The sequence below is a fragment of the Nonomuraea sp. NPDC050556 genome, assembly GCF_044457355.1.
Taxonomy (GTDB): domain Bacteria; phylum Actinomycetota; class Actinomycetes; order Streptosporangiales; family Streptosporangiaceae; genus Nonomuraea.
In genome coordinates, this window is sequence record NZ_JBITGU010000001.1 from 3,637,379 (window position 1) to 3,661,154 (window position 23,776).

The 23,776-nt window shown below is 69.8% G+C and carries 25 protein-coding genes; 16 read left to right on the forward strand and 9 right to left on the reverse strand.

The genetic code is table 11. The annotated features are described in order from the left end of the window. From arcC to ACIBG8_RS17220, 6 genes are all read left to right on the forward strand, one after another. Window positions 1-936: a carbamate kinase gene (gene arcC / locus ACIBG8_RS17195; RefSeq protein ID WP_397343699.1), complete on the forward strand. Its 936-nt coding sequence runs from the start codon at window positions 1-3 to the stop codon at window positions 934-936. Then, entirely contained in the window at window positions 933-2,345 is a 1,413-nt protein-coding gene (locus ACIBG8_RS17200; protein ID WP_397343700.1) for an amino acid permease, read from the forward strand. The genes arcC and ACIBG8_RS17200 overlap by 4 nt, the downstream gene beginning before the upstream one ends. Then, entirely contained in the window at window positions 2,342-3,220 is an 879-nt protein-coding gene (locus tag ACIBG8_RS17205) for a universal stress protein (protein WP_397343701.1), read from the forward strand. Before ACIBG8_RS17200 ends, ACIBG8_RS17205 begins: the two co-directional genes overlap by 4 nt. A 272-nt stretch (window positions 3,221-3,492) precedes the next feature. Beyond that, entirely contained in the window at window positions 3,493-3,987 is a 495-nt protein-coding gene (locus tag ACIBG8_RS17210) for a transcriptional regulator (protein WP_026214021.1), read from the forward strand. A 461-nt stretch (window positions 3,988-4,448) separates the two neighbouring features. Beyond that, window positions 4,449-5,054 carry a histidine phosphatase family protein gene (locus ACIBG8_RS17215; RefSeq protein ID WP_397343702.1) on the forward strand — a complete coding sequence of 202 codons (606 nt, stop codon included), beginning with the start codon at window positions 4,449-4,451 and terminating at the stop codon, window positions 5,052-5,054. A gap of 235 nt (window positions 5,055-5,289) precedes the next feature. After that, complete coding sequence (locus tag ACIBG8_RS17220; RefSeq protein WP_397343703.1) at window positions 5,290-5,436, forward strand: hypothetical protein; 147 nt, start codon at window positions 5,290-5,292, stop codon at window positions 5,434-5,436. Window positions 5,437-5,590: 154 nt separating this feature from the next. Here ACIBG8_RS17220 and ACIBG8_RS17225 read toward each other — a convergent pair whose 3' ends face one another. From ACIBG8_RS17225 to ACIBG8_RS17235, 3 genes are all read right to left on the reverse strand, one after another. Further along, window positions 5,591-6,031 (reverse strand): SAV_6107 family HEPN domain-containing protein, encoded by a 441-nt coding sequence (locus tag ACIBG8_RS17225; protein WP_397343704.1) that lies wholly within the window; start codon window positions 6,029-6,031, stop codon window positions 5,591-5,593. An 863-nt stretch (window positions 6,032-6,894) separates the two neighbouring features. Further along, on the reverse strand, window positions 6,895-7,089 hold the full coding sequence (locus tag ACIBG8_RS17230; protein WP_397343705.1) for a ferredoxin: 195 nt from the start codon (window positions 7,087-7,089) through the stop codon (window positions 6,895-6,897). Next, on the reverse strand, window positions 7,083-8,261 hold the full coding sequence (locus ACIBG8_RS17235; protein WP_397343706.1) for a cytochrome P450: 1,179 nt from the start codon (window positions 8,259-8,261) through the stop codon (window positions 7,083-7,085). The genes ACIBG8_RS17230 and ACIBG8_RS17235 overlap by 7 nt, the downstream gene beginning before the upstream one ends. Window positions 8,262-8,317: 56 nt before the next feature. Between ACIBG8_RS17235 and ACIBG8_RS17240 the strand changes: the two genes are divergently transcribed. Beyond that, on the forward strand, window positions 8,318-8,914 hold the full coding sequence (locus tag ACIBG8_RS17240; protein ID WP_397343707.1) for a TetR/AcrR family transcriptional regulator: 597 nt from the start codon (window positions 8,318-8,320) through the stop codon (window positions 8,912-8,914). Here the strand turns inward: ACIBG8_RS17240 and ACIBG8_RS17245 are convergent. Continuing rightward, window positions 8,880-10,937 (reverse strand): alpha-galactosidase, encoded by a 2,058-nt coding sequence (locus ACIBG8_RS17245; protein WP_397343708.1) that lies wholly within the window; start codon window positions 10,935-10,937, stop codon window positions 8,880-8,882. The genes ACIBG8_RS17240 and ACIBG8_RS17245 overlap by 35 nt on opposite strands. Window positions 10,938-11,009: 72 nt before the next feature. Here ACIBG8_RS17245 and ACIBG8_RS17250 point away from each other — a divergent pair, with 72 nt between their 5' ends. Then, window positions 11,010-12,167, forward strand: a complete 1,158-nt coding sequence (locus ACIBG8_RS17250; RefSeq protein WP_397343709.1) for an ROK family protein — start codon at window positions 11,010-11,012, stop codon at window positions 12,165-12,167. Here ACIBG8_RS17250 and ACIBG8_RS17255 read toward each other — a convergent pair. Together ACIBG8_RS17255 and ACIBG8_RS17260 are read right to left on the reverse strand one after the other, a co-directional pair. Continuing rightward, on the reverse strand, window positions 12,164-13,330 hold the full coding sequence (locus ACIBG8_RS17255; protein WP_397343710.1) for a hypothetical protein: 1,167 nt from the start codon (window positions 13,328-13,330) through the stop codon (window positions 12,164-12,166). The genes ACIBG8_RS17250 and ACIBG8_RS17255 overlap by 4 nt on opposite strands. Further along, window positions 13,327-15,030 carry a glycoside hydrolase family 97 catalytic domain-containing protein gene (locus ACIBG8_RS17260; protein ID WP_397343711.1) on the reverse strand — a complete coding sequence of 568 codons (1,704 nt, stop codon included), beginning with the start codon at window positions 15,028-15,030 and terminating at the stop codon, window positions 13,327-13,329. The genes ACIBG8_RS17255 and ACIBG8_RS17260 overlap by 4 nt, the downstream gene beginning before the upstream one ends. 159 nt (window positions 15,031-15,189) lie before the next feature. Between ACIBG8_RS17260 and ACIBG8_RS17265 the strand changes: the two genes are divergently transcribed. From ACIBG8_RS17265 to ACIBG8_RS17285, 5 genes are read left to right on the forward strand one after another with little or no spacing between them, the layout of a single operon-like run. Next, window positions 15,190-16,611, forward strand: coding sequence for an ABC transporter substrate-binding protein (locus ACIBG8_RS17265; RefSeq protein WP_397343712.1), 1,422 nt, complete (start codon window positions 15,190-15,192; stop codon window positions 16,609-16,611). Next, window positions 16,608-17,492, forward strand: coding sequence for a carbohydrate ABC transporter permease (locus ACIBG8_RS17270; protein WP_397343713.1), 885 nt, complete (start codon window positions 16,608-16,610; stop codon window positions 17,490-17,492). The genes ACIBG8_RS17265 and ACIBG8_RS17270 overlap by 4 nt, the downstream gene beginning before the upstream one ends. Then, complete coding sequence (locus ACIBG8_RS17275) at window positions 17,479-18,345, forward strand: carbohydrate ABC transporter permease (protein ID WP_397343714.1); 867 nt, start codon at window positions 17,479-17,481, stop codon at window positions 18,343-18,345. The genes ACIBG8_RS17270 and ACIBG8_RS17275 overlap by 14 nt, the downstream gene beginning before the upstream one ends. 3 nt (window positions 18,346-18,348) lie before the next feature. Beyond that, a complete protein-coding gene (locus ACIBG8_RS17280) occupies window positions 18,349-18,579 on the forward strand; it encodes a cupin domain-containing protein (protein WP_397343715.1) in 231 nt (76 codons plus the stop codon). Next, entirely contained in the window at window positions 18,576-19,445 is an 870-nt protein-coding gene (locus tag ACIBG8_RS17285; RefSeq protein WP_397343716.1) for an aldo/keto reductase, read from the forward strand. Before ACIBG8_RS17280 ends, ACIBG8_RS17285 begins: the two co-directional genes overlap by 4 nt. Here ACIBG8_RS17285 and ACIBG8_RS17290 read toward each other — a convergent pair. Beyond that, window positions 19,435-20,235: a L,D-transpeptidase family protein gene (locus ACIBG8_RS17290; protein ID WP_397343717.1), complete on the reverse strand. Its 801-nt coding sequence runs from the start codon at window positions 20,233-20,235 to the stop codon at window positions 19,435-19,437. The genes ACIBG8_RS17285 and ACIBG8_RS17290 overlap by 11 nt on opposite strands. Before the next feature lie 89 nt (window positions 20,236-20,324). Here ACIBG8_RS17290 and ACIBG8_RS17295 point away from each other — a divergent pair, with 89 nt between their 5' ends. Beyond that, entirely contained in the window at window positions 20,325-20,801 is a 477-nt protein-coding gene (locus tag ACIBG8_RS17295) for a YbaK/EbsC family protein (protein WP_397343718.1), read from the forward strand. A gap of 10 nt (window positions 20,802-20,811) precedes the next feature. Beyond that, a complete protein-coding gene (locus tag ACIBG8_RS17300) occupies window positions 20,812-21,387 on the forward strand; it encodes a GNAT family N-acetyltransferase (protein ID WP_397343719.1) in 576 nt (191 codons plus the stop codon). Here the strand turns inward: ACIBG8_RS17300 and ACIBG8_RS17305 are convergent. Together ACIBG8_RS17305 and ACIBG8_RS17310 are read right to left on the reverse strand one after the other, a co-directional pair. Next, on the reverse strand, window positions 21,318-22,010 hold the full coding sequence (locus tag ACIBG8_RS17305) for a cache domain-containing protein (RefSeq protein ID WP_397343720.1): 693 nt from the start codon (window positions 22,008-22,010) through the stop codon (window positions 21,318-21,320). The genes ACIBG8_RS17300 and ACIBG8_RS17305 overlap by 70 nt on opposite strands. Then, the gene (locus ACIBG8_RS17310) at window positions 22,007-22,723 is read right to left on the reverse strand and encodes a FadR/GntR family transcriptional regulator (protein ID WP_397343721.1); all 717 of its coding nucleotides are present in this window, start codon (window positions 22,721-22,723) and stop codon (window positions 22,007-22,009) included. The genes ACIBG8_RS17305 and ACIBG8_RS17310 overlap by 4 nt, the downstream gene beginning before the upstream one ends. A gap of 30 nt (window positions 22,724-22,753) precedes the next feature. On the opposite strand from ACIBG8_RS17310, the gene ACIBG8_RS17315 reads away from it, so the two are divergent. After that, window positions 22,754-23,773, forward strand: a complete 1,020-nt coding sequence (locus ACIBG8_RS17315) for an ABC transporter ATP-binding protein (RefSeq protein WP_397343722.1) — start codon at window positions 22,754-22,756, stop codon at window positions 23,771-23,773. Window positions 23,774-23,776 lie beyond the last annotated feature (3 nt).

Genomic DNA, 23,776 nt, shown 5'->3' on the forward strand with positions numbered 1-23,776 from the left:
ATGAGGGTCCTGGTCGCCCTCGGGGGCAACGCGTTGCTGCAACGAGGCGACAAACCTGACGCCGACGTGCAGATCGCCAACGTGAACACGGCGGTCAAGACCCTCGCCATGGTCGCCGAGGAGCACGAGCTCATCATCACCCACGGCAACGGCCCGCAGGTCGGGGTCCTGGCGCTGGAGAGCGCCTCGGACCCGAACCTGACCAGGCCGTACCCGTTCGACACGCTCGGCGCCGAGACGCAGGGCATGATCGGCTACTGGATGCTGCAGGCGCTGCAGAACGCGCTGCCCGGCCGCCAGGTCCTGTCGATGGTCACCCAGACGCTGGTCTCGGCCGTCGACCCCGCCTTCGAGAACCCGACGAAGTTCGTCGGCCAGGTCTACGACCAGGCGGAGGCGGAGAAGCTGGCCGAGGAGAACGGCTGGACCGTCAAGCAGGACGGGCAGTACTGGCGCCGGGTCGTCCCGTCGCCGACGCCCCAGCGCGTGGTGGAGACCAGGCTCATTCGCAAGCTCGTGCGCGAGGGCGTCACCGTCGTCGCGGCGGGCGGCGGCGGCGTGCCGGTCATCCGCGACGCGCAGGGCCGCCTGTCCGGCGTCGAGGCGGTCATCGACAAGGACCTCACCGGCTCGATGCTGGCAGAGGCGCTGGAGTGCGACGCGTTCCTGATCCTGACCGACGTGCCGCGGGTGATGAAGGACTTCGGTACGCCGCAGGCCACCGAGATCGGCCACACCACACCGCACGAACTGCGCTCCATCGACTTCCCAGCCGGCTCGATGGGACCGAAAGTGGAAGCTGTGTGCAGATTCGTGGAAACCACCGGTGACATGGCCGCGATCGGCAAGCTGGACCAGGCGCTGCAGATCCTGGCGGGCAAAGCGGGCACCATCATCACGCCCAACGCCACCTGGCCGCTGGCGAGCACCCTATGACCTTGGTCCAGCAGCTCTTCAGGACCAAGCCCACCGACCAGATCGTCGCGGAGGGCGGGCAGGGCGAGGGCGGTGAGCTGCGCAGGACGATGTCGCTGTGGCAGCTCACGCTGTTCAGCATCGGCGCCACGCTCGGCACCGGCATCTTCGTGATCCTGGGGCAGGCCGTACCCAAGGCGGGTCCCGCCGTCGTCATCGGGTTCGTCCTGGCCGCGGTCACGGCGCTGTTCTCCGCCCTGTCCTACGCCGAGCTGGCCGGGACCATCCCGGTGTCCGGCTCGTCCTACTCCTACGCCTACGCCACCCTGGGCGAGCTCATCGCCTGGATCTGCGGGTGGTGCCTGATGCTGGAGTACGCGGTGTCGGTGGCCGCGGTCGCGGTCGGGTGGGGGCAGTACCTCAACACGTTCTTCAAGGGCGCCTTCGGCTGGGAGCTGCCAGCGGCGATCACCAACTCGCCCGGCGAGAACGGCGGCGTGGTCAACCTGACCGCGATCCTCATCGTGGTGCTGTGCACGTGGCTGCTGCTGCGCGGGGCCTCGGAGAGCGCGACGGCGAACACGATCTTCGTGATGATCAAGATCGTGATCCTGGCGTTCTTCATCATCGTGGCGTTCACGGCGTTCCAGTCCGGAAATCTCGCACCTTTCGCCCCTATGGGCATCGCGGGCATCACGGCGGCCGCCTCGCAGGTGTTCTTCTCCTACATCGGCTTCGACGCCGCCTCCACGGCAGGCGAGGAGGCCAAGAACCCCAAGCGCGACCTGCCGCTGGCCATCATCTTCTCGCTGATCATCGTGACGATCATCTACGTGCTCGTGGCGCTGGCCGCGGTCGGGGCGATGCCGTGGCAGCAGTTCAGCGAGTCGGGCACCGAGGCTTCGTTGGCGCTCATCGCCGACCAGGCGCTCGGCGCGACCTGGCCCGGGCTGATCATCTCCTTCGGCGCTGTCGTCGCGATCGCCAGCGTGGTCCTGACCGTGCTCTACGGCCAGACGCGCATCCTGTTCGCGATGTCCCGCGACGGGCTGCTGCCGCGGGTGTTCCAGAAGGTCAACCCGCGCAGGCAGGTGCCGGTGGCCAACACGCTCATCGTGGCGGTGTTCGTCGCGGTGCTGGCCGGGCTCATCCCGCTGGGGCAGCTCGCCGAGGCGACCAGCATCGGCACCCTGTTCGCCTTCGCGATCGTGAACGTCGGGGTGCTGGTGCTCCGCCGTACCCGCCCCGACCTTCCGCGCAGCTTCCGCGCGCCGCTGTTCCCTGCCACGCCGATCCTGGGCGTGATCTTCTGCGTCGTGGTGATGGCCGGTCTGGCCGGGGTGACGTGGGTGGCCTTCCTTCTCTGGATGGCCGTGGGCCTGGTGGCCTACTTCCTGTACGGCTTCCGCCATTCGAGGTTGGCACGATGAAGATCGAGAAAGTGCTCACCGGGTTCATTCCCGAGCCGCGCGGCCTGGACGGGCTGACGCTCGCCGTCATGGTGGCCAGGCAGTCGGGCGCCGCGCTGTCGGTGGCCAACGTGCTGCCGCCCGCCTGGAGCACGCCGGGACCCGGCAAGGCCGACGAGAGCGCGTGGCGCGCCTACCTCACCGAGCAGGCGGAGGCGGCGCTGGCGCAGGCCCGCCGGCTCGCGGGGGACGACGCCTCGTATGTCGTGCTCTCCCACAAGGGCAGCGGGCGCGGGCTGGTGGAGCTGGCACGCAAGCAGGACGCCGACGTCGTCGTGATCGGCTCGGCGCCGCACGGCGCCAAGGGGCGCATCTCGCTGGGCAGCACGGCGGACCAGTTGCTGCACTCCTCGTCCGTGCCGGTGATGCTTGCCCCTCGGGGGTATGCGGAGGCGCGTCCCGCCGAGTTCGAGCGGCTGACCGTCGCCTACCGGCGCGGGCCGGGGTGCGACGTGGCGGTCAAGGAGGCGGCGCGCGTGGCCGCGTCCCTGGACGTGCCGCTGCGGCTGGTGACGCTCGTGGTGGGCGGCGGCCGGGCCAAGATCGAGATGGAGATGCAGGAGCAGTTGCGCTCCTCGGCGGCCGACGACCTGAAGGCGGCGGCGCGCGGGCAGCGGCGGAAGATCCAGGTGGACGTGGAGGTGCTCGAGGGGCGCACGGTGGCCGACGCGATGTCGTCGACGTCCTGGTTGCCGGGCGAGCTGATCATCTGTGCGTCGAGTGATTCCGGGCCGCTGCGCCGGGTCTTCCTCGGGGACACCTCGATCAAGATCCTCAAGGCCGCCACGTGCCCGGTCATGATCCTCACCCGGCAGCCCGCTCTCGGCAAACAGTGACGAAGTAGCGTTATCAGAGGGACAAGAGGGGCGATTGACGCGCATCATCCCGGATCGGATTCGGCATCTTTTTTCCAATCAGCTTGACCTTCGACCCCCGGCCCTTTACCGTCACTGTGCGTAACCACACCTCGCGGCGTTCTGGGGTAAACCAGTGCCATGGCTACCGAAGGTGCCTACCCGGGCACCTGACCCCCCGGTGGCTCGGGCATATGCCGCAAGGGAGCACAATCTACTGATAGCAGTACATACACGAGCCGGGGGGCCACACGATGCCGTCTGAGTACGCAAAGTCGCTGGGTGCAAGACTCCGCGCCATCCGCACCCAGCAGGGCCTGTCCCTGCACGGGGTCGAGGAGAAGTCGCGCGGACGGTGGAAGGCCGTGGTCGTTGGTTCCTACGAGCGTGGCGACCGCGCTGTCACGGTGCAGAAGCTTGCCGAGCTTGCCGATTTCTACGGGGTGCCCGTCTCCGAGCTGCTGCCGGGTGGAGCCGCGCCGTCGCCTCTGGGGCCCACACCGAAGCTTGTGATCGACCTGGAGCGGCTGGCCACGCTGCCCAAGGAGAAGGCAGGGGCGCTGGCCAGGTATGCGGCGACGATCCAGTCGCAGCGTGGGGACTACAACGGGAAGGTGCTGTCGATCCGGCAGGAGGACCTTCGGTCCCTGGCCGTCATTTACGACAAGTCGCCCAGTGAGCTGACGGAGGAACTCATCAGCTGGGGGGTCCTCGACGCCGAGGCCCGCCGCGCGGTGGAGTCCTTCTAGTCCGCTTTTGACCGGTCGTCGCCGGTCTCCCACAGCTCTCGCACCACACAGGGCGCGCCCCTCGGGGCCGCGCCCTGCTGCGTTTCCCGGCCCCGTTGCCATCAGACCCATTGCCGTCAGGCCCTTGCACCAAGCTCGCGTGTCAGGCTCACGTGTCAGGCTCTTTCTTGCGCCAGGACAGCCCGTACGGGCCGCTACAGGCCGCTGAAGCGCTTTCCGCACCCTTTTGTCACCCCCTCACCGTTCTGTCCCCACGGCCCATCTAGGGCCTTCCTGCGGGTGTCCTCCCGTGCACGCGGCAGACTGCCGGTCGTATCGGCGGGACCACGGACGCCCGAGGACCGTCTTCCTGGACAGACCCCAGCCCTGTACGGCGGGCAGCGCGTCCCACGGCCTGCCGTACCCACAGAAGGGTCTGCCGTGCCCGCGGGAAGACGTCATGTGTGGGGCAGAATCGTCCGATGACTGCCACGCGCTTTCTCTACCTGGCCCGCCACGGTGAAGCCCTTCCCGACGAGAGCGGACTGACCGAAGCGGGAAAGCTCCAGGCAACCCTGCTCGGCAAGCGCCTCAGAGACGTCTCGCTGTCCGCAGTCCACCACTCCCCCGTGACGCGCGCCGTCCAGACCGCTCGCCTCACCACGCTCGGGCCCCTGGTCGAGTCAGCGGAGGCGGGCGACTACCTCCCTTACATGCCAAGCGCCGACGAGCTCCCGGAAGACTCAGCCGACTCCCTGATGGCATTCCTGGCCCAATGGACAGAGGAGGAGCAAAGGACAGGCCCAGAGCTGGCCCGCCAAGCCCTCACCCGCTTCACCGGCCCAGCCGACGGCAACACCCCCGTCCGCGAACTGATCGTCACACACGCATTCCTGATCGGATGGCTCGTCCGAGACGCCATGGGCGCCCCACCGTGGCGATGGCTGACCATCAATGCAGCGAACGCCGCCCTGACCGTCATCCGCTACACACCAGGCAAGCCAGCCTCTGTGCTGTGCCTCAACGACATGACCCACCTCCCCACCGAACTCCACTGGACCGGCCACCCACCCGAGACCACCCCTTGAGGAGACGGAGGCCTGTTGAGGTTGGGTTCGCTAGGGATGAGGCGGCCAGTCGCACGCCGACGGGTGCGCTCGGCGCGGAGCCTTCGGGGTTGAACGGGCGGGGCCAATAGGCGGGGTGCCGTGAGCGGGCACGTCACGGGATGGCGTTCCGGTAGCAGGCGCATCCCAGGCAGGGGCGGCGGGAGCGGGCGCACCGCTGGCGCGCGCGCTCGGAGCGGGCGCACTATGCGCAGGCATGTCCAGGCCGAGGATGCCCGAGGTGGGCGCGCCAGTGGTGGGCGTGTCCGCGCTGGGGGTGGGCGTGTCCGCGCTGGGGGTGGGCGTGCCGGGGGTGGACGTGCCGGGGGTGGGCGCGTCTGGGCTGAGAGTGGGCGCGCCGTGAATGCGCGGGTCCCGGCCGTGGGTGAGCGCGCCGGGGGTGAGCGCGTCCCGGTTCGGAGTGCCCGGGGTGGGCGGGCCGGGGGTGGGTGGGTCTGGGGTTTGGGTGATTGGGTCTGGGGTGGGGTGGCTGGCCGCCGCTGGGGTGGGTGGGGCGGTCAGCCGGCTAGAGGGACGTCCAGGGGCAACAAAGGTTGGGCGGGGACGCCCAGGAGGGTTTCCACCGCTGAGACGAAGGTTTCGGCTTCGGCCAGGAGTTCGTCGGCGTCGGACATGGTGACGCCGCGGACCATCCCTGCCTCCGCCGCTGCGCGCTTGGCTGCGCTTTCCGCGAAGTAGGGGGCCCACTGGGCGAGCTGGGGCTCTGCTTCGGGCAGCAGGTCCCAGGCGCTGCGCAGTCTCCGTCGCCGGCCCTCCATCGGGCGGGGGCGGGCGGCCAGGATCGCCGCTGCCGCCCTGAGTGCGGCCAGGTGTGCGGCGACATATCGGGATGCCGGGGTGCGCGCGGTCGTCGCCTCCGCCAGGCAGGAACGTGAATCCGTCAGGTGCGCCCGGACTGCGGGCGACAACCGGGGCCCCTCGCTGAGCCTTTTGGTCATCTGTGCCAGCCTCCTTGGGGTTTATGGCGGCTCCCGGCGTTCCAGCCGGTGAGGTCAACACTTGCAGACCCCACCGACATTTCTGCCGGGCGGCCGGACGAGGAGCTTCCCCTCTCCCCGTCCGGCCAGGGTGCGCCCAACTCGTCTCCGCCGACGACGAGGACGCACCCCCTGCCCGTGAACCTGGCCGTGCACCTCGCTTGGGGAAGCGAACCGTGCACGACCAGGTCCTTCGACGCGAGCCGCGAGCCTCACGTCACTGCATCGAACATAATTTCGATCACCCTTGGCTGTCAACCGGTTCGCGAACACAGGTTCGATCATGACTGCTCATTCCTGCCCACAACCCCAGATACGAATCGGTTGAGCCCCCACCCGGGAAGAGGGATAGGGGATTTAAAGCAGGGATATATCGGGCCGCCCTAGTGTTCGGGTGGTCCTTGAGGCGCTGTTGCGCGAGGGCGTCACGCTGGCGGGTGCGTGGGGAGTGGTGTTGCGCGGGGGCGTCACGCTGGTAGGCGCGCGGGGTGGCGTCGCGCTGGCGGGCGCTGGGGGTGGCGTTGCGCGAGGGGTGGCGCGCAGAGGTCGCGCGGGTGGGTGCGGGGCACGGCGCCGAGGCGTTGCCCTGGCGGAGCCGTACGCGCAGAAAGCCTCCGGCGGTGTGGCCGGTGGGGAGGAGGTTGGCGCCGTCCGGGCGGGGAGCCACGGGCGGCGCCAACCAAAGAAGAGCACCCTCAAGGGGCGGCCCACAGGAAGGGGTCGTCAAAGCCGCGAAAGGCCACGAAGCCGCAAGCTGGACGACCATAAGAGCCCGCGAAGCCGCGAGCAGGACGCAGGCAAACCGCGGAGGCCGCCGTAGAGGGTTAGAGGACGCTGATCGCGCCTGAGGGGCAGAGCTGGACGGCGCGGCGGACGGCGGCCTCGCGGTCCTCGGGTACCGGGTTGACCAGCACCACGACCGTCCCCTCCTCCTCGCTCTGGTCGAAGACCTCAGGCACCGTGAGCGCGCACATCCCCGCCCCGATACACACCGTCGTGTCTGCTTTGATCTTCACCATGTCACCGGCAATCTGTGCACCCCGTAGATGGTCATCTCCGACCGCATCGGCACCTCTGACGCCGGTACGGCCAGCCGCAGCCCGGGGAATCGCCGCAAAAGCGCGGGATACCCGATCCGCATCTCGATCCTAGCGAGCTGCTGACCGAGGCATTGATGGATCCCGTGCCCGAAGGTCAAATGCCCAGAAGCGGACCGCGTGAAGTCCAGCTCGTCAGGCGCGGAGAACCGCGAGGGATCCCGGTTGGCGGCGGGCAGGGAGAACGTCACGGACTCCCCCGCCGAGATGGTGATCCCGTCGATCATGACGTCCTCCAGCGCGGTCCGCACCGGCCCGAGGTGGATGATCGTGAGGTACCGCAGCAGCTCCTCGACCGCGTTGTCCACCACGGAGGGGTCGTCGCGCATGAGCGCGAGCTGCGCCGGGTTGGTGAGCAGCGCGAACGTGCCGAGGCCGAGCATGTTGGCCGTCGTCTCGTGCCCGGCGATGAGCAGCAGCGCCGCGACCCCCACCAGCTCCTCGTCCTCGAGCTCCCCGCCCAGCACGAGCCCGCTGAGCAGGTCGTCGCCAGGATCCGCCCTCTTGCGCGCGACCAGCTCGGCGAAATAACCGAACATCGCCCCGAACGCCGTGACCAGCGCCTCTGGCTCGGACTCCAGGTTCAGCAGCACGCGCGCGTCCGCCTGGAACCTGCCCCTGTCCTCGTACGGCACGCCGAGCAGCTCGCAGATCACCAGCGACGGCACGGGAAGCGCAAAAGCGGAAACCAGGTCGGCGGGCTTGGAAGCAGCGAGAGCGTCCAGGCACGAGGACACGATCTCGGCGATGCGCGGTTCGAGGTCCTTCATCCTGCGTACGGTGAACTGCCCGGTGAGCAGCCGCCGGAAGCGGGTGTGGTCGGGCGCGTCCATGCGCAGGAACATGCCCTTGGGCCGCGGGATGTCCCGCTCGCCCAGCGCCTTGACCAGCTTCCCGCGCTGCGCGATGGGCTGGTGCTCGTGCTGCGGCAGGTTGCTGAACCCCGGGTGCGCGAGGATGGCGCGGGCGGCCGCGTAGCCGGTGACGAGCCAGCCGTTGTGACCGTCCGGGTAGGTCATCCGGCCGAGGGCCGGAAGCGTCTTGAGCTCGTCTGGCGGGTCGAACGGGCGCTGACGTTCCCTGGGAAGAGTCATATCCCCAGAACACATCACCTGATGCAAATTTTCAATGGATGCAATAAAATTCGGCCATGGGCATCCGCGAGCGCAAGAAGCTGCGCACCAGACGCGCGCTGATCGAGGCCGCGCTGCGCCTGTTCGACGAGCAGGGGTTCGAGCGGACGACGCTCGCCGAGATCGCCGAGGCGGCCGACGTCTCGACGCGGACGTTCTTCAGCTACTTCACCGGCAAGGAGGACGTGGTCTTCTACGGCTCCCGCGCCATCATCGAGCAGACCACCCGTCTGGTGGCGGAGCGGCTGCCCGGCGAGGGGATCCCCGACCTGCTGATGCGCATGATCATGGAGAGCCAGCGCTGGGCGGACGACGAGGAGCAGCCGTCCAGGGAGCTGGGCCCGCTGCGGCTGCGCCTCATCATGCGCGAGCCCGCCCTCCAGGCCAGGGCGTTGCAGCTGCTGTTCGACAGCCAGCTGCGCGTGGCCAGGGCACTGCACGAGGCCTACGGCGTCGACCTGGTCGACGCCACGGCCGCGGTCGGGGCGATGATGGGCGCGACCAAGCTCACCGTGATGGCCTCGATGATGCGGGGCGACTCGCCGGACGAGGTCTGGGACGCCGTCCGGCGAGCGGCGCTCACCGTCCGGAACGGGTTGGTCGCAGCCGGATGAGCACGCTGGTGTAGTCGCCGCCGCCGAGCGCGAGGGTCAGCCCGTGGGACATGAGCAGGGCGCCGTGGTGGATCGCGCCGGTGTCCTCGTCCTCGTAGCGCTCCTGGGGGTCGAGCCCGGTCAGGCGCAGCGGCGCGAGCGGCGTGCCGTACGCGGAAGGACCTTGCCAGGCGAGCACGACGACGCGGTCCGCCGAGGTGTACTGCACGCCGTAAGCCAGCCTGTCCTGACGGCCAAGGTGGACAACCGGCCTGATGTCCTTATAAATCCGGACCAGAGCGGCAGCCTCTGACAAATCCTCGGATGACCACTCCAGGAGGTTGCCGCCGATCCCCAGGGCTCCGGCCATCGAGACGTGGAAGCGGAAACGCAGCGGCACCCGCCGCCCGGTGGTCGGGTTGGGGCTGTCGCTGACCCAGGAAGCCATCACCCGCGCCGGGTAGATCTGGCTGAACCCCCGCTGGATCCCGATCCTGTCGTGCGCGTCGGTGTTGTCCGACGCCCACACCTGGTCGGTGCGCGCCAGCATCCCCAGGTCGGTACGGCCGCCGCCGCCCGCGCACGCCTCAATGCGCAGCCCGGCGTGGTCGGCGCGGAGCCGGTCGATCAGCGCGTAGACCGCCCGCACGTGCTCGATCCACACCTCGTCGCCCGGCCCCGCCTCGGTGAGGGCGCGGTTGAAATCCCACTTGAGGAAGTCGATCTCGTGCTCGGTGACCAGCTTGTCCAGCCACCCGTGCGCCCAGTCGGCCACCTCGGGCAGGGCGAAGTTGAGCACGAGCTGGTTGCGCAGCTCGGTGCGCGGCCGCCCCGGCTGGTGCAGCACCCAGTCGGGGTGCTCGCGGTAGAGGTCGCTGTCGGGGTTGACCATCTCGGGCTCGACCCACAGCCCGAACCGCATGCCGAGCCGGTGCACCTCGTCGATCAGGGGAGCGAGCCCGTCCGGGAAGCGCTCCGGGTTGGGCCACCAGTCGCCGAGCCCGGCCCGGTCGCTGGTGCGCCCGCCGAACCAGGCGTCGTCCATGACGAACAGCTCGGCTCCCACGTCGGCGGCGAGCTTGGCCAGCCGCCGCTGGTTGTCCTCGCCGACCTCGAAGCCGACCGCCTCCCAGGCGTTGTAGACCACGGGACGCAGCTCGTCCGGCTCCGGGAGGACGTGATCGGCCACGAACGCGTGCCATCCCCTGCTGGCTCCGCCGTACCCCTCAGCGCTGTAGTGCCCGGCGAAGACGGGCGTCGTCCACTCCTGGCCGGGTTCGAGCGTGCGAACGAGGCCCTCGTGGCCGAATCCGCCGGTCCACGTGGCGCGCCCGGACGGGGTGCGGGTCAGGGTGATGCGCCAGCTCCCGCTCCAGGCCAGCGCGGTGCTCCACACCTCGCCGTGGCGCTCGGTGGCCTCGCCGCCGTCGACCATGACCCAGGGGTTGGCGTGGTGGCTGCTCAGCCCGCGCCTGCTGGTCAGCACCGTCTCCCCGACCGTCAGCTCGGTACGGCGCAGCCCGTTCTCGGACGCCCACCCGCCCACGACGTGGCTGAGCCGGTAGTCCTCCAGGCGGGGAACGCTCCACGAGGCGGAGTCGCACCGCAGCACGGTCACCGGCACGCCGGAGCGCAGCACGGACCACCGCTCGATCACCTCGCCGCGCACCCGGTAGTGCAGGTCGATCTCGAAGGGCTGGTGCGCGTCGGCGAACCGCACCACGAGGTGCCCGTCGTCGATCGCGTGATCCCGGTAGACCCACACCACCCCGCGCGCCTCGCCGGGAAAGACGAGCTGCAACGACGGCGCGGTGAACCGGGCGCCCGCCTCCGTCACCAGCTCGTCCGCTTCTTCTGGCCCGTCGAAGCTGCTGGCCCCGCCGCCGAACCCGCGCGGCAGCGCCGCCGCCTGCTCCAGGGTCAGGACCGGTCCCCAGTGGAGCCCGACCGGGGTACCGTCGTGTCCGAGGCCGAGGACATAGCTGGAGGCAGGCGTACGCAGCAGCCAGGTACGGCTGGCCGCGTCGAAGGTCACGGAAGGCATGTCCGGGAGCCTAAGGGCGTTTTGCCCTCAATTCAATTCTTGACGAAGTTAATTACCGCTAGGATGCCTCTCATGCGTCCAGAACCCCTGACCAGCCCGTCGGCAGCCACGGTCTTCACCATGGTCCTGACGCAGGGCCCGATCTCCCGCGTGGAGGTCGCCAGGCGCACCGGCCTGTCGTCGGCCGCCGTCACCAAGGCGGCGCGGCCCTTCATCGAGGCGGGCTACCTGGAGGAGCTCGCCGCGACGGAACGTTCCGGACCCGGCGCCGGCCGTCCGGCCAGCCCGCTCGTCATCAGGCCCGACAGGGAGTTCTTCGCCGGAATCAAGATCACCTCGGACGAGCTGATCGGCGTCGTCACCGACCTGCGCGCCCAGGTCCTCGCCTCGGCGCACGCGCCGCTCACCGACCTGACCCCGGACGGCGTGGTGTCCGCGCTGGCCGGCCTCGTCGCCAGGCTCCTCGCCACCGATCCCGCCTACGCCGAGCGGTGCCGCTCCCTCGGCCTGGCCGTCTCGGGCGACGTCGACCGGGCGGGCGGCGTGGTGCGCTACTCCCCCTTCCTCGGCTGGCGCCAGGTCGATCTGGCCGCGCTCGCCGGACGCGCCACCGGGCTCGCGGTGACGGTGGAGAACGACGTCAAGGCGCTGACCGTGGCCGAGCAGTGGTTCGGCGAGGGCATAGGCGCCGCCTCCTTCGCCCTGGTCACGGTGGGCGTGGGCATCGGGTGCGGCCTGGTGGTCAACGACCGGGTGGTCGCGGGCGCGTACGGCGTGGCTGGCGAGATCGGCCACATCCCGGTCAACGGCGACGGCCCGGCCTGCCACTGCGGCGGGCGGGGCTGCGTGGAGGCCATCGCGGGCACGGCGCCGCTGCTGGAGGCGGCCAGGGCGGCGACCGGCGACCCCGCGCTCACCTTCGAGGCGGCGGTGGCCGCGGCCCACGCGGGCGACGAGCGGGTGCGCGAGGTGTTCGCGGCGGCCGGGCACTCGATCGGGCTGGCCATGGCGGCCATGGCCAACCTGGTCGGCCCCGAGCGCATCGTGGTGACCGGCGACGAGTCAGGGCTGGCCTCGTACCCGCTGTTCGAGGAGCAGATCAGGAGCGCCTTCGACGGCCAGGCGTTCGGCGCGGCGGCGGAGTGCCGCCTGATCCTGCGCCCCAGGCCCTTCGAGCAGTGGGCCAGGGGCGCGGCCTCGGTCTCCATCCAGGCGCTGTTCACCCTCTAGGAGATGACGATCCTGTCCAGCTCGGGCGAGCGGGCGGCCAGGTTGAAGAAGCGGATCTGGTTGACCCCGGCGATCAGGTTCACGGGGACGGTGACCGTACTCACCTGGTCCTTGACGCCGGTCATCGGGACGTCGAAGGAGTTCTCGCCGTTGACGCTCACCCGGAACGTCTGCGCGCCGTCGACCACCGCGTGGATGGTCATCTGCCTCGTCCCCGTCGTCTCGGACAGCACGCCCTTGACGACCGTGTAGTCGTAGGTGTTGCCGCCGATGAGCAGCACCTTCCTGCCGCCCGAGCAGATCCTGCAGTAGACGGGTTCCGCAGCGCCCTCGAAGACGTTGCCGACGCGCTCGGCCTCGTAGCCGCCGGGCGCCGGGGCGGGCAGCTGGACGGGCGGGTTGACCGGGCCCTGCGTCCAGGCCCTGAGGTCCTTGATCAGCAGGTAGGTGTCCTGCAGCCCGGTGCTCTTGATGCTGCGGTAGATGCCCCACTTGGGGCGGTTGTACTGCTCCTCGCTCCAGTTGAGGTCGATGTTGTCGACGCGCTGGTCCACGAGGGTGCGGTAGCCGTCCTGGAGCGTCCAGCGCATGTATCCGGCGTCCGACGACTTCCACTCCACGGTCGTGGTGACCCACCTGTTCTGGATCGGCTCCAGCGGGGTGTCGGCGAAGGGGTGCACCTGGTTGTCGGCGAGCGTCCAGTAGCGGGCCTCGATGGACGGCACGCCGTTCTTGATCGGCAGGGTGAGCTGCATGACGGGCGTGCCGGTGTCCGAGGTCTTCACCTGCCAGATGTGGGTGAAGTTGCTGGTCGCGTCGAGGGTGTCCGGGATGTACATCTTCCAGGACAGCCGCCAGGTCTCGTCCTTGCGTATCTCCAGCGCCTTCCCTGCGCTGTCGCGCATGCCGCGCACCTCGTTGCGCTGCCGGTCGGCGCCGTCGCGGGCGGCGGTGAACATGGTGAACTTCCAGGCGTCGCCCTCGGTGAAGATGTGCGGGTAGTGCTCGGGGTCGGAGCCGCGCCTGTCGTCCTCCAGCCCCTCGAACGCGCTGAGCCCGTCGCGGCGCGGGCTGGGGTCCCAGCGCTTGTCCCACCGCTCGTACCCTTGTAAGGGCGTGAGGGTGATCAGCAGGCCGACCACGGCGGCCAGGTATTTGATCATGTGTTTCTCCTCAGGTGTACGGCGAAGCCGCCGTTGGCTGCCACGGGGATGTCGAGCTTGCCTGCCGCCGTCACCGTCTCGGCGAGGAGCCGGTCGCCGGGCGCGTCCCGGTAGATCCGGGCGGTCCACTCCCCTTCGTGGAGGGGTACAGTCACCGTCCGCGCCTCCCCCGCGACCCCGGCGCCGACGAACCACTCCTCGCCGGAGCGCCTGGCGATGAGGACGTGGTCGGCCGGGTCGCCGGAGAGCAGCACGGTGTCGTCCCACGCCGTGGGCACGCGGGCGAGCAGTTCCAGGGCTTCCGGCCGCGACCGGTACGCCTCGATGGAGTCGGCGAAGTGCTGCACCCCCGACTCGAAGATCACCGCCAGGGCCAGCTCGAACCCGGCCGAGATCGTCCGGACCGCGGTGAACGTGCACGGGGTGAAGTCCATCGGCCCCTGGATGTTGCGGGTGAAGGCGAGCGAGAGGTAGTGCGTGGCCGGGTAGAGCGGCTCCTTGCCCGGCCTCGGCTTGATCCACTCCGCGCCCTTGACCGCCTCGGCCGTCATGAAGTGCGGCCAGGTGCGCTCGGTGCCGCGCGGGATGGTGCCGCCGTGGAAGACGACCATGAGCTCCAGCCGCGCGGTCGCGGCGAGGACGGCGTCGAACCAGCGCATCCTGTCCTGCCCGTCGGACTCGGTGAAGTCGATCTTCACTCCGGCGGCGCCCCACCCCTTCCAGAGGGCGAGCTTCTCGCGGTGCTCCAGCTCGGTGTCGACGTGCTGCCAGTGCGACCACAGCCACACCCCGACCCCCCGGGAGGCCGCGTAGGAGATGAGCTCGGGCATCCACTCCTTGTTCCACCCCGCGTCGGCCAGCACGTACGGCCAGCCCATCGACGCCGCGAAGTCGACCCAGCGCTTCTGCGCCTCCAGGTCGCGCGTGGACGGCCCGTCCGACCACCACGACCAGGCCGCGGCGCCCGGCTTGATCCAGGACGTGGAGGCCACCCGGGACGGCGCGGCCAGCGAGGTGACCAGGTCGCTCCCGACGAGGTCGGCCAGCTCCCCGATGATCATCGTGCGCCACGGGGTGACCAGCGGGCTGGCCGAGGTCACGTAGGGGTCGGGCAGGTCGAGCGCGAAGGCACGCCCGTCGAAGCGCAGCCGCGACCCGGCGTAGCCGCTGTCCAGGTTCGCCTCGGTGACCAGCAGCCAGGCGTCGCCGACCTGGAAGAGCGACGGGTAGCCGTAGAGGATCGGCTCGGCCGCGCCGACCGTGGTGTGGCGGTGGATCTCCTCGTAGTCGCACCGCCCGTTCTCGTACGGCAGCAGCACGGCCCGAGCCGCGGGATCCACCACGTACTCCGAAATTTCCTGGCATACGGTGACCGGCCCCGACCACCGGACCACATACCGGTACGCCACCCCCTGCCCACCCACCCTGACCTGTAGATCCATCCCTTGGGAGAAGGACAACGTCCACTCGGAGGCCACGTAGCGGTGCGCGAGCCGCTTCCCCGTCACCGTCGTGTAGCTCTCGTCGATCTCCACCCGGCTCAGCCCCTCGAAGGCCAGCCCGGCCGTCAGATCGGCGTGCGCCGTCACGAGCCCCAGCCTGGACGGCCGCACCACACCAGGCACCTCCAGCGTGAGCTCGCCCGCTCCCGACAGCTCCACGACCGCCTCGAGCCCGTGCGCCGCCAACGTCCACAACATCGGTGTGCCGCCTTCCCCAAGGGATAGATAGGAGGTCTGCCCCATCACAACCGGCCCGAGCCTAAGGTGCAACCGCTTGCAATTCAATTCTTGACGAAGTTAATTACCCGGTCTACCGTCCAGCCATCGGATCTCTGAGCCAAGACGAAGGCCACCCCCATGGACCTGAACCGCCGCCAGATGCTGGCGCTCGCGGCAGCCGTACCCCTGCTCAGCTCGTGCGCCGGTGACACCAGGCAGCGCAAGCAGGCGGCGGCGCCGGTGAAGTCTGGCGTCCCCACCCTCGACCCGAACCGGCCGGGCAACGACACCTGGCCCTACGCCGAGGCCGAGGCGCTGAACAACTCGCTGACCTGGCCGAAGACCGGTGTAGCCGACCCGGCGGGGAAGGTCGTCATCACCGTGGCCACCACCTCGGACGTGATCGCCGAGGTGCGCAACGCCCAGTTCGACTTCTTCTTCAGGAAGCGCCACCCGAACATCGAGATCAAGCGCGAGACCTCGACCTTCGACGGCTTCCTCACCAAGTACATGGCCCAGGCGGCGGGCGGCTCGCTGCCCGACGTGATGTACAACCACTACTCCTGGACGCAGAACTTCATCAGCAACGACATCGTGCAGCCGCTCGACGACTTCATCGCCAGGACGCCCGAGTTCGGCATGTCCGACCTGCCCAAGGCAGGTCTGGCCTACTTCCAGCGCGACGGCAGGCTGTACGGCCTGCCCACCGACATGGCGCCCAAGCTGCTCTTCTACAACAAGGACCTCTTCGACCGGGCGGGCCTGAAATATCCGGACGAGAGCTGGACCTTCGACAAGCTCGTCGAGTCCGCCAGGAAGCTGACCGGCGGCGAGGGCGCGCAGAAGGTCTTCGGCTTCTCGCCGACCCCCACCCCGGCCCCCGACCTGTCGACCGTCTTCCTCATGCCGTACGGCGGGCGGTTCCTGTCGGCCGACGAGACGCAGGTCCTCATCGACAGGCCGGAGGCCCAGAAGGTCATGTCCCTGTGGCTCGACCTGCTGACCAAGGACAGGGCGACGCCGAGCCTGGCCGAGCTGCAACTCCTGGAGAAGGTCGACCCGTGGAAGTCGGGCCACGCCGCCCTGCACATCAACGGCGCCTGGATCATGACGGAGCTGGCCAAGCAGAAGGCGTTCAAGTGGGGCGCCACGCACGTGCCCAAGGGCCCGGCCGGCCGGTTCAGCCCGGCGGTCGGCAGCGCGCTGGTGATGACGGCCGCCTCGCAGCAGAAGGACGCCGCCTGGATCTACATGTACGAGTTCCTGTCCACCTCCGGCTACCAGTTCCGCAGGATCAGCGCCCCGGCCAGGCAGTCGGCCTGGCTGCCCAACGCCGAGGCGCTCGGCATCCCGAAGGAGACCGCCGAGCTGGTCAAGGAGATCCTCGCCGACTACGCGACCAGCGACGGCGTCCTGCGCCTCCCGGCCACCAAGAAGATCGTCGACACCGCCAAACCGGTCTGGGAGCGGGCGATGATCGGCAAGGCCGACGCGGGAAGCGCCCTGAAGGAGATCGCCGCCAAGGTCGGCCCGCTCCTGGCCGAGAACAAGATCGGATGACGGCCACACTGGCTCGGCGCGAGGCCAGGCGGTTCCACCTGTTCGTCTCGCCGTGGCTGGCCGGGTTCGTGCTCTTCACCGGAGGGCCGATCCTGGCCGCCGTCGCCATCAGCTTCACCGAGTGGAACCTGCTGAAGCCGCCCAGGTGGGTGGGGCTGGCCAACTACGAGCGGATGGTCGCCGACCCCGACTTCTGGGGCGCGATCGCCAACACCGCGAAGTACGGGCTGGGCTCGGTCGCGCTGGGCGTCACGTTCACCTTCCTGATGGCGTTGCTGCTCAACCAGCCGCTGCGCCTGCAGGGGCTGTTCCGCACCGTGATGTACATGCCGTCGGTGGTGTCCGGGCTGGCCACGGCGCTGCTGTGGCTGAACATCCTGCATCCGGACTACGGGCTGATCAACAAGGTGCTGGCGGTGGCCGGCATCGAGGGGCCCGGCTGGCTGGCCTCGCAGGAGTGGGCGATCCCGGCGCTGGTCCTGATGAGCGTGTGGGGCGCGGGCAACACCATCGTCATCTACCTCGCCGGGCTGCAGGGCATCCCCCGATCGTTGTACGAGGCGGCCGAGATCGACGGGGCCGGGTGGTGGCGCAGGTTCTGGTCGGTGACGGTGCCGATGATGTCGCCGGTCATCTTCTTCAACGTGGTGACCGGGTTCATCGCCGCGCTGCAGGGTTACGTGCTGATCCTCGTGATGACCGAGGGCGGGCCGGGCAACGCCACGATGGTGCTGGGGCTGTACATCTACCGGCACGCGTTCGTGTACTTCGACATGGGCTATGCGGCGGCGCTGTCGTGGGCGATGTTCGCGATCATCATCGCGGTCACGGCCGCGCAGTTCTCCCTTGCCAGGCGGTGGGTGCACTATGAGTTCCGCTGAGCTGACCTCGGCGCAGGCCGAGCGGATCCGGCGCATCCGGCGCTCTGGTGCGTACGTGCTGCTGGGCGTGGCCTCGGCGGTGTTCCTGCTGCCGTTCCTGTGGATGGTGACGACGTCGCTGAAGTCGGACGAGGCCAACCTCGCCTTCCCGCCGCAGTGGCTGCCCGACTCCTTCCACTGGGAGAACTACGAGCGCGGCTGGTCGGGTTCGCTGCCGTTCACCACGTTCCTCATGAACACGATCATGATCACCGCGCTGTCGATGCTGGGGAACCTGGTCTCGTGCGTGCTGCCCGCCTACGCCTTCGCCAGGATGCGGACGCGGGCGGCCGGGGTGATGTTCGCGGCGCTGCTGGCCACCATGATGATCCCGCGCGAGATCACGCTGGTGCCGAAGTTCATCCTGTTCTCCAAGCTCGGCTGGGTGGACACCTACCTGCCGCTCGTGGTGCCCGAGTTCTTCGGCGTGGCGCTCTACATCTTCCTGCTGCGGCAGTTCTTCACCACCATCCCGCAGGAGCTCATCGACGCCGCCCGCATCGACGGCGCCTCAGAGCTGCGCATCCTGTGGAAGGTGATGCTGCCGCTGTCGAAGCCGGCGCTGGCGGCGATCTGCCTGTTCTCCTTCGTCGGCAACTGGAACCAGTACCTGGAGCCGTCGATCTACCTGCGGACGACGGGGAAGTTCGTGCTGCCGCAGGGACTGGCCATGTTCACCGACCAGTACGTGAACCAGTACAACCAGATGATGGCGGTCGCCCTCGTCTCGATGACGCCCATCGTGGTCCTGTTCTTCCTCGCGCAGAAGACCTTCATCAGGGGCGTCACCCTCACCGGCATGGCAGGAAGGTGATCCGTGAGCTCCCATGGCGTGTCCACCCTGGAACCCGGCGAGGTCAGCCACGACGGCGGCCCGCACACCCACGAGGGCCGCGAGGTCTTCCTCATCCTGTCCGGCTCCGGCGTGGCGCACGTCGACGGGACGGCCTCGCCGTTCGCCGCCGGTGACGTCCTGGTCGTGGAGGCGGGCCAGGACCACCACCTGGAGGCGGTCGAGCGGGTCGTGACCGCCTGGGTGCACCTGTGAACCTGCCGGAGCTGGGGCTCGGCGGCGGGCCGCTGGGCAACTACCTGCGGGCGATCTCCGACGAGGAGGCCGAGGCGGTGGTCGCGGCTGCGTGGGAGGCGGGCATCCGCTACTTCGACACCGCGCCCTACTACGGCCTCGGCCTGTCCGAGCGGCGCCTGGGCCGGGCGCTGCGCGGCCTGCCCAGGAGCTCCTACCTGCTGTCCACCAAGGCTGGCAGGCTGGTACGGCCGGGCCCTGGCGGCGAGCGGCTGTTCGAGGTGCCGGGAGACCGGCACGCGGCGTGGGACTTCAGCCGCGACGGCGTCCTGCGCAGCCTGGAGGAGTCGCTGGAGCGGCTGGGCCTGGACCGGGTGGACATCCTGCTGCTGCACGACCCGGACCACCACTGGCGTCAGGCCGTCGAGGAGGGCTTCCCCGCGCTGGCCGAGCTGCGCTCGCAGGGCGTGGTGGGGGCGATCGGGGTGGGGATGAACCAGTCGCGCATGCTGGTCGACTTCGTGAACCACACCGACCCCGACGTGCTGCTGGCCGCCAACCAGCTCACCCTGCTGCGCAGGACGGCGCTGGAGGAACTGGTACCGCTGTGCGCGTCGAGAGGGATCCGGGTCGTGGCGGGCAGCGTGTTCCACCGAGGGCTGCTGGCCGACCCGCCCCTCGACGCCCCGCCCGAGGTCGCGCGGATGGCGCGGGCGTGCGCGCGGCACGGGGTGACCTTGGCGGGGGCCGCGATGCGCTTCCCCCTGCGTCAACCAGGAGTCTCGTCGGTGCTCATCGGCGCCCACGCCCCGACGCTGGTCAAGACCAACGTCGAGGCGTTCTGGCAACCGGTCCCAGAGGAGCTCTGGGCCGAGCTCAGCGCTTGAACGCGCCGCGCACGTGCACCGGGACGCCCTTGCCGAGCAGGCCGGGCAGCACTTCGGCGACGTTCATCGGCAGGCGCACGCAGCCGTGCGACGCCGGGTAGAGCGGGACGGACAGCGCGCCGTGCAGCGCGATGCCGCCGTTGAAGAAGATCGGGTTGTAGAGCTGGCCCAGGTAGGACTTGTGCCAGCCGTTCGCCCGCCAGGTGGTCTTGTAGTTGCCCGTGGGCGTCCTGGCCGAGCCGCAGAACTTCTTCGTCTCGCCCTGCCACGTGGCCGTCTCGCAGTACGGCACGCCGCTGCCGGAAGAGATGTGCGAGATGATCTTCGGCGCCCCGTCGGCGTAGAACACCATGACCTGCTTGGTGAGGTTCACCTCGACCCTGGTGGCCTTGCCGTTCGGCACGAGGATCTTGGGCGACCTGGGGTTCTCCAGCGCCGCCCACGTGCGGGCGGCGACCGTGCTGGACGGCTTGAGACCGTTGACCTTCTGGAACGCCCACACCGCCATCAGCGTCGTGCCGCCGTAGCGCCCGTCGGCCTTGCCCGGCTTGTATCCCAGCTCGGCCAGCCGCGCCTGCAGCCACTTGACCTCTTTGCCCTTGGCGCCCAGCTTGAGCTTCTTGGTCGGAGCCGTGATGGTGGCCGGTGCCGTCACGGAAGCACCGGCGGCGGCGACGGTGACCGCGACCGGCGAAGGTGCCGCGGAACGCTCCACCGCGCCGCACCCGGATAGAGCGACCACGGCTGCGGTCAGGAGAGCGGCCGCTCCGAAGTGCCTCACTATGCCCATCCCCTCATACCATTAACAATCGAATCAAAGGACACTAGCGCACCACCAAGTCGGGGCAATACAAGCGTCAACTTGTTTAGAGTGAGCGCATGGCGGAAAAGTTGCACCCCAGCTCCGAGCGCGTCGCCGAGGCCCTGCGCGAGCTCGGCGCCACCGGCGAGATCGTGGTCCTGCCCGAGTCCGCGCCGACGGCCGTGACCGCGGCGGCCCAGCTCGGGTGCGAGGTGGGCGCCATCGCCAACAGCCTGATCTTCGACGCCGACGGCGCTCCCCTGCTGGTGCTGACCAGCGGCGCCCACCGCGTGGACGTCGACCTCGTCGCGCGTACGGCCGGCGTCGCCAAGGTGCGGCGGGCCTCCCCCGAGTTCGTCAAGGAGGCGACCGGGCAGACCATCGGCGGCGTGGCTCCGGTGGGTCACCCGGCGCCCGTGCGTACGCTGGTCGACACGTGGCTGGGCAAGCACGACGTGGTGTGGGCGGCCGGCGGGCACGCGCACACGGTGTTCCCGACCACCTTCGACGAGCTGCTGCGCATCACCGGCGGCACGGCGGTCGACGTGGAGTAGGGTGCGACGAGTGATCGAGCTGCGCGGCGCGGGACCTGTGGCGTTCGCGGAGCGCCTGGACACCGTGATCGACATCTACACCGCGGCCATGCGGCCGCCGGTCGAGCAGATCGCGGGCCGGCGCCACATCATGCGCAGCCACGGCACCTACCCGCTCTTCCAGTGCCTGTTCGCGGTGTCCGGCGAGGCGACCGTGGGGTTCGCCTACGGTTTCCACGGCGCGCCGGGCCAGTGGTGGCACGACGTGGTCCACCGGGCGCTGGACGACCAGTCGGGCAGGCAGGTGGCGGACGCGTGGCTGGGCGACGCGTTCGAGCTGGCCGAGATCCACGTGCACCCCGCCTACCAGGGCAAGGGCCTGGGCCGTTCGCTCGTCTCCGCCCTGTGCGCGGGGCGAAGGGAACGTTCCGCGGTCCTGTCGACGCACGACCGGCCGACGGCGGCCCGTCACCTCTACGCGTCGATGGGGTTCACCGACCTCATGGCGCCGTTCGTGTTCCCCGGCGGGCACGAGGCCTACGCCATCGCGGGCACCCCGCTCCCCCTGCCGATCACCAGGGTCAGCGGCAACCCCCCGATGGCGTGAGTGGGGAACCCCTCGGCGCCGCGGTAGACCGACCCGGCCAGCCAGCGGGGCGTGGTGGAGGCGACGACGCGGCCCTCCGCGTTGACCAGGAAGGCGGGCTCGGGGATCGTGCGCAGCGCGGGCAGGACGGCCGCGTCGAAGCGGCGCACGAACACGTCGGCGGCGGCCACTCCGGCGAAGGCGCCGCCCACGGTGACGGGGACGGCGAGGGTGAGGCTGTACTCGTCGGTGCACAGATAGTCGACGTACGGCCCGCAGACCGTGCGTTCCGCCCCGGACCGCGGCCCGGTGTACCAGTCCCAGTGGGTGTAGTCGAAGAAGGCGCTGCTCGCCGGGTCGAGGTCGCGCAGGAGCTGGACCGGTCTGCCGCCGGGGTTCTCCTGCCACCACTCCAGGTACCAGGGCGCGTCGGCCAGCAGCCCGGGGGCGGCGATGAACCCGATCCCGGCGATGAGCGCGCCCAGGCAGCCGAGCCGGTCCCACAGCAGCGGTCGCAACGCCACCAGGTCGGCCTTCTTGGGGGACGCGCTGATGGACTCCGCCGCCGCGTCGCGCACCTCGCGTAAGACGGCGAACACCTGCTCGGCCGTCTGCTCCACACTGTGGACTACCCGCTCGATCATGGCCCTCCCCGCAGTCGGAGCTCGATGAGGTGATCGATCGCGTCGAGCACGTGCCGCTCGGCGAGGTCCCTGGCCCGGTCGGCGTCGCCCCGGGTCACGGCCTCGACGATCGACCGGTGTTGCGCGAGAAGCACTTCATTCTGCCCACCGCCGGAAAGCCAGAGCAACGGTCCGATGTCAGCCTGTAACCGGATCTCTTCCTGAGTGAGTCGCGCCGACTGCGATGCGGCGGCGACCTCGATATGAAACCGGCCGTCCAGGCGGCCGAGCGCCGCTGACTGGTCGCAGGCAGCCATCTCCTCCAGCGAGCGCCGCAGCGGCGCCAGGTCGGAGGGCAGCGCCCGTTGCGCCGCGAGCCGCGCAGCCGTACCCGCGATGGCGGCGTAGTGGTCGCCGAGGTCGCGCAGCTCGTCCACGGCGTAGCCCTCGAGCCGGTCGCGAACGGCGGTCAGCCCGTCGGGCGCGCGGACGAAGCTGCCCCCGCCCCTGCCGCGCCGCGTCTCCACCAGGCCCTGGCGGCGCAGGATCGTCAGCGCCTCGCGCAAGGTGACCGTGGACACCGCGAGCCTGGCGGCGAGCTCCGCCTCGCTCGGCAGCTGCTCGCCGTCGGCGAGCAGCCCGAAGACGATCGCGTCGGCCAGCCTGCGCGAGACCGCCTCCACCCTGGCGGTGCTGTCGACGGGCGCGAAGACGGCGGAACGCGCTCTGGACACGTAAACATTTAACCTCATATGTTTCTTGCCATGCCAGACCACGCTGTGTCGCTGCGCGGGTTACGCAAGAGCTTCGGCGACGTCGAGGCGGTCGCCGGGGTGGACCTCGACATCGCCGACGGCGAGTTCTTCGCGATGCTCGGCCCGTCGGGCTCGGGCAAGACGACGGTGCTGCGGATGATCGCCGGGTTCGAGTCCCCCACGGCGGGCAACGTGCTGCTCGGCGGGCGCGACGTCACCCGGCTCGCCCCCTTCCAGCGCGACGTCAACACCGTCTTCCAGGACTACGCCCTGTTCCCGCACATGAACGTGCTGGAGAACGTCGAGTACGGCCTGCGCGTCAAGAAGGTCCCCGGCCGCCGCGAGCGGGCGCTCAAGATGCTGGAGACCGTACGGCTCAGCGGGTTCGAGAAGCGGCGGCCCGGCCAGCTCAGCGGCGGCCAGCGCCAGCGGGTCGCGCTGGCCAGGGCGCTGGTCAACGAACCGCGCGTGCTGCTGCTCGACGAGCCGCTCGGCGCGCTCGACCTCAAGCTGCGCGAGGAGATGCAGGTCGAGCTCAAGGCGATCCAGCGCGAGGTCGGCATCACCTTCCTGTTCGTCACCCACGACCAGGAGGAGGCGCTGACGATGAGCGACCGGATCGCGGTGTTCGACCGCGGCAGGATCGAGCAGACCGGCACGCCCGCCGAGGTCTACGAGCGCCCGGCCACGCCGTTCGTCGCCGGGTTCGTCGGCACCTCCAACCTGATGTCCGGCCAGGTCGCGCTCGACGTCCTGGGCCGGGAGGGCACGTTCAGCGTCCGCCCGGAGAAGCTGCGCGTCGCCGCGCTCGACGACCCGGTCGGCGACGAGGAACGTTCCGCGGTCGGCACCGTCGCCGAGGTCGTCTACGCCGGGCCGGCCACCCGGTTCGTCGTCGACCTGGAGGCGGGCGGGCGCCTCATCGCGCTCCAGCAGAACCAGCAGGTCTCGTCCATGGACGTGTCACGTCTGCGCGGCGAGAAGGTCCGGCTCGTCTGGTACCGAAGCCACGAATTCGCTCTCGCCTGATCA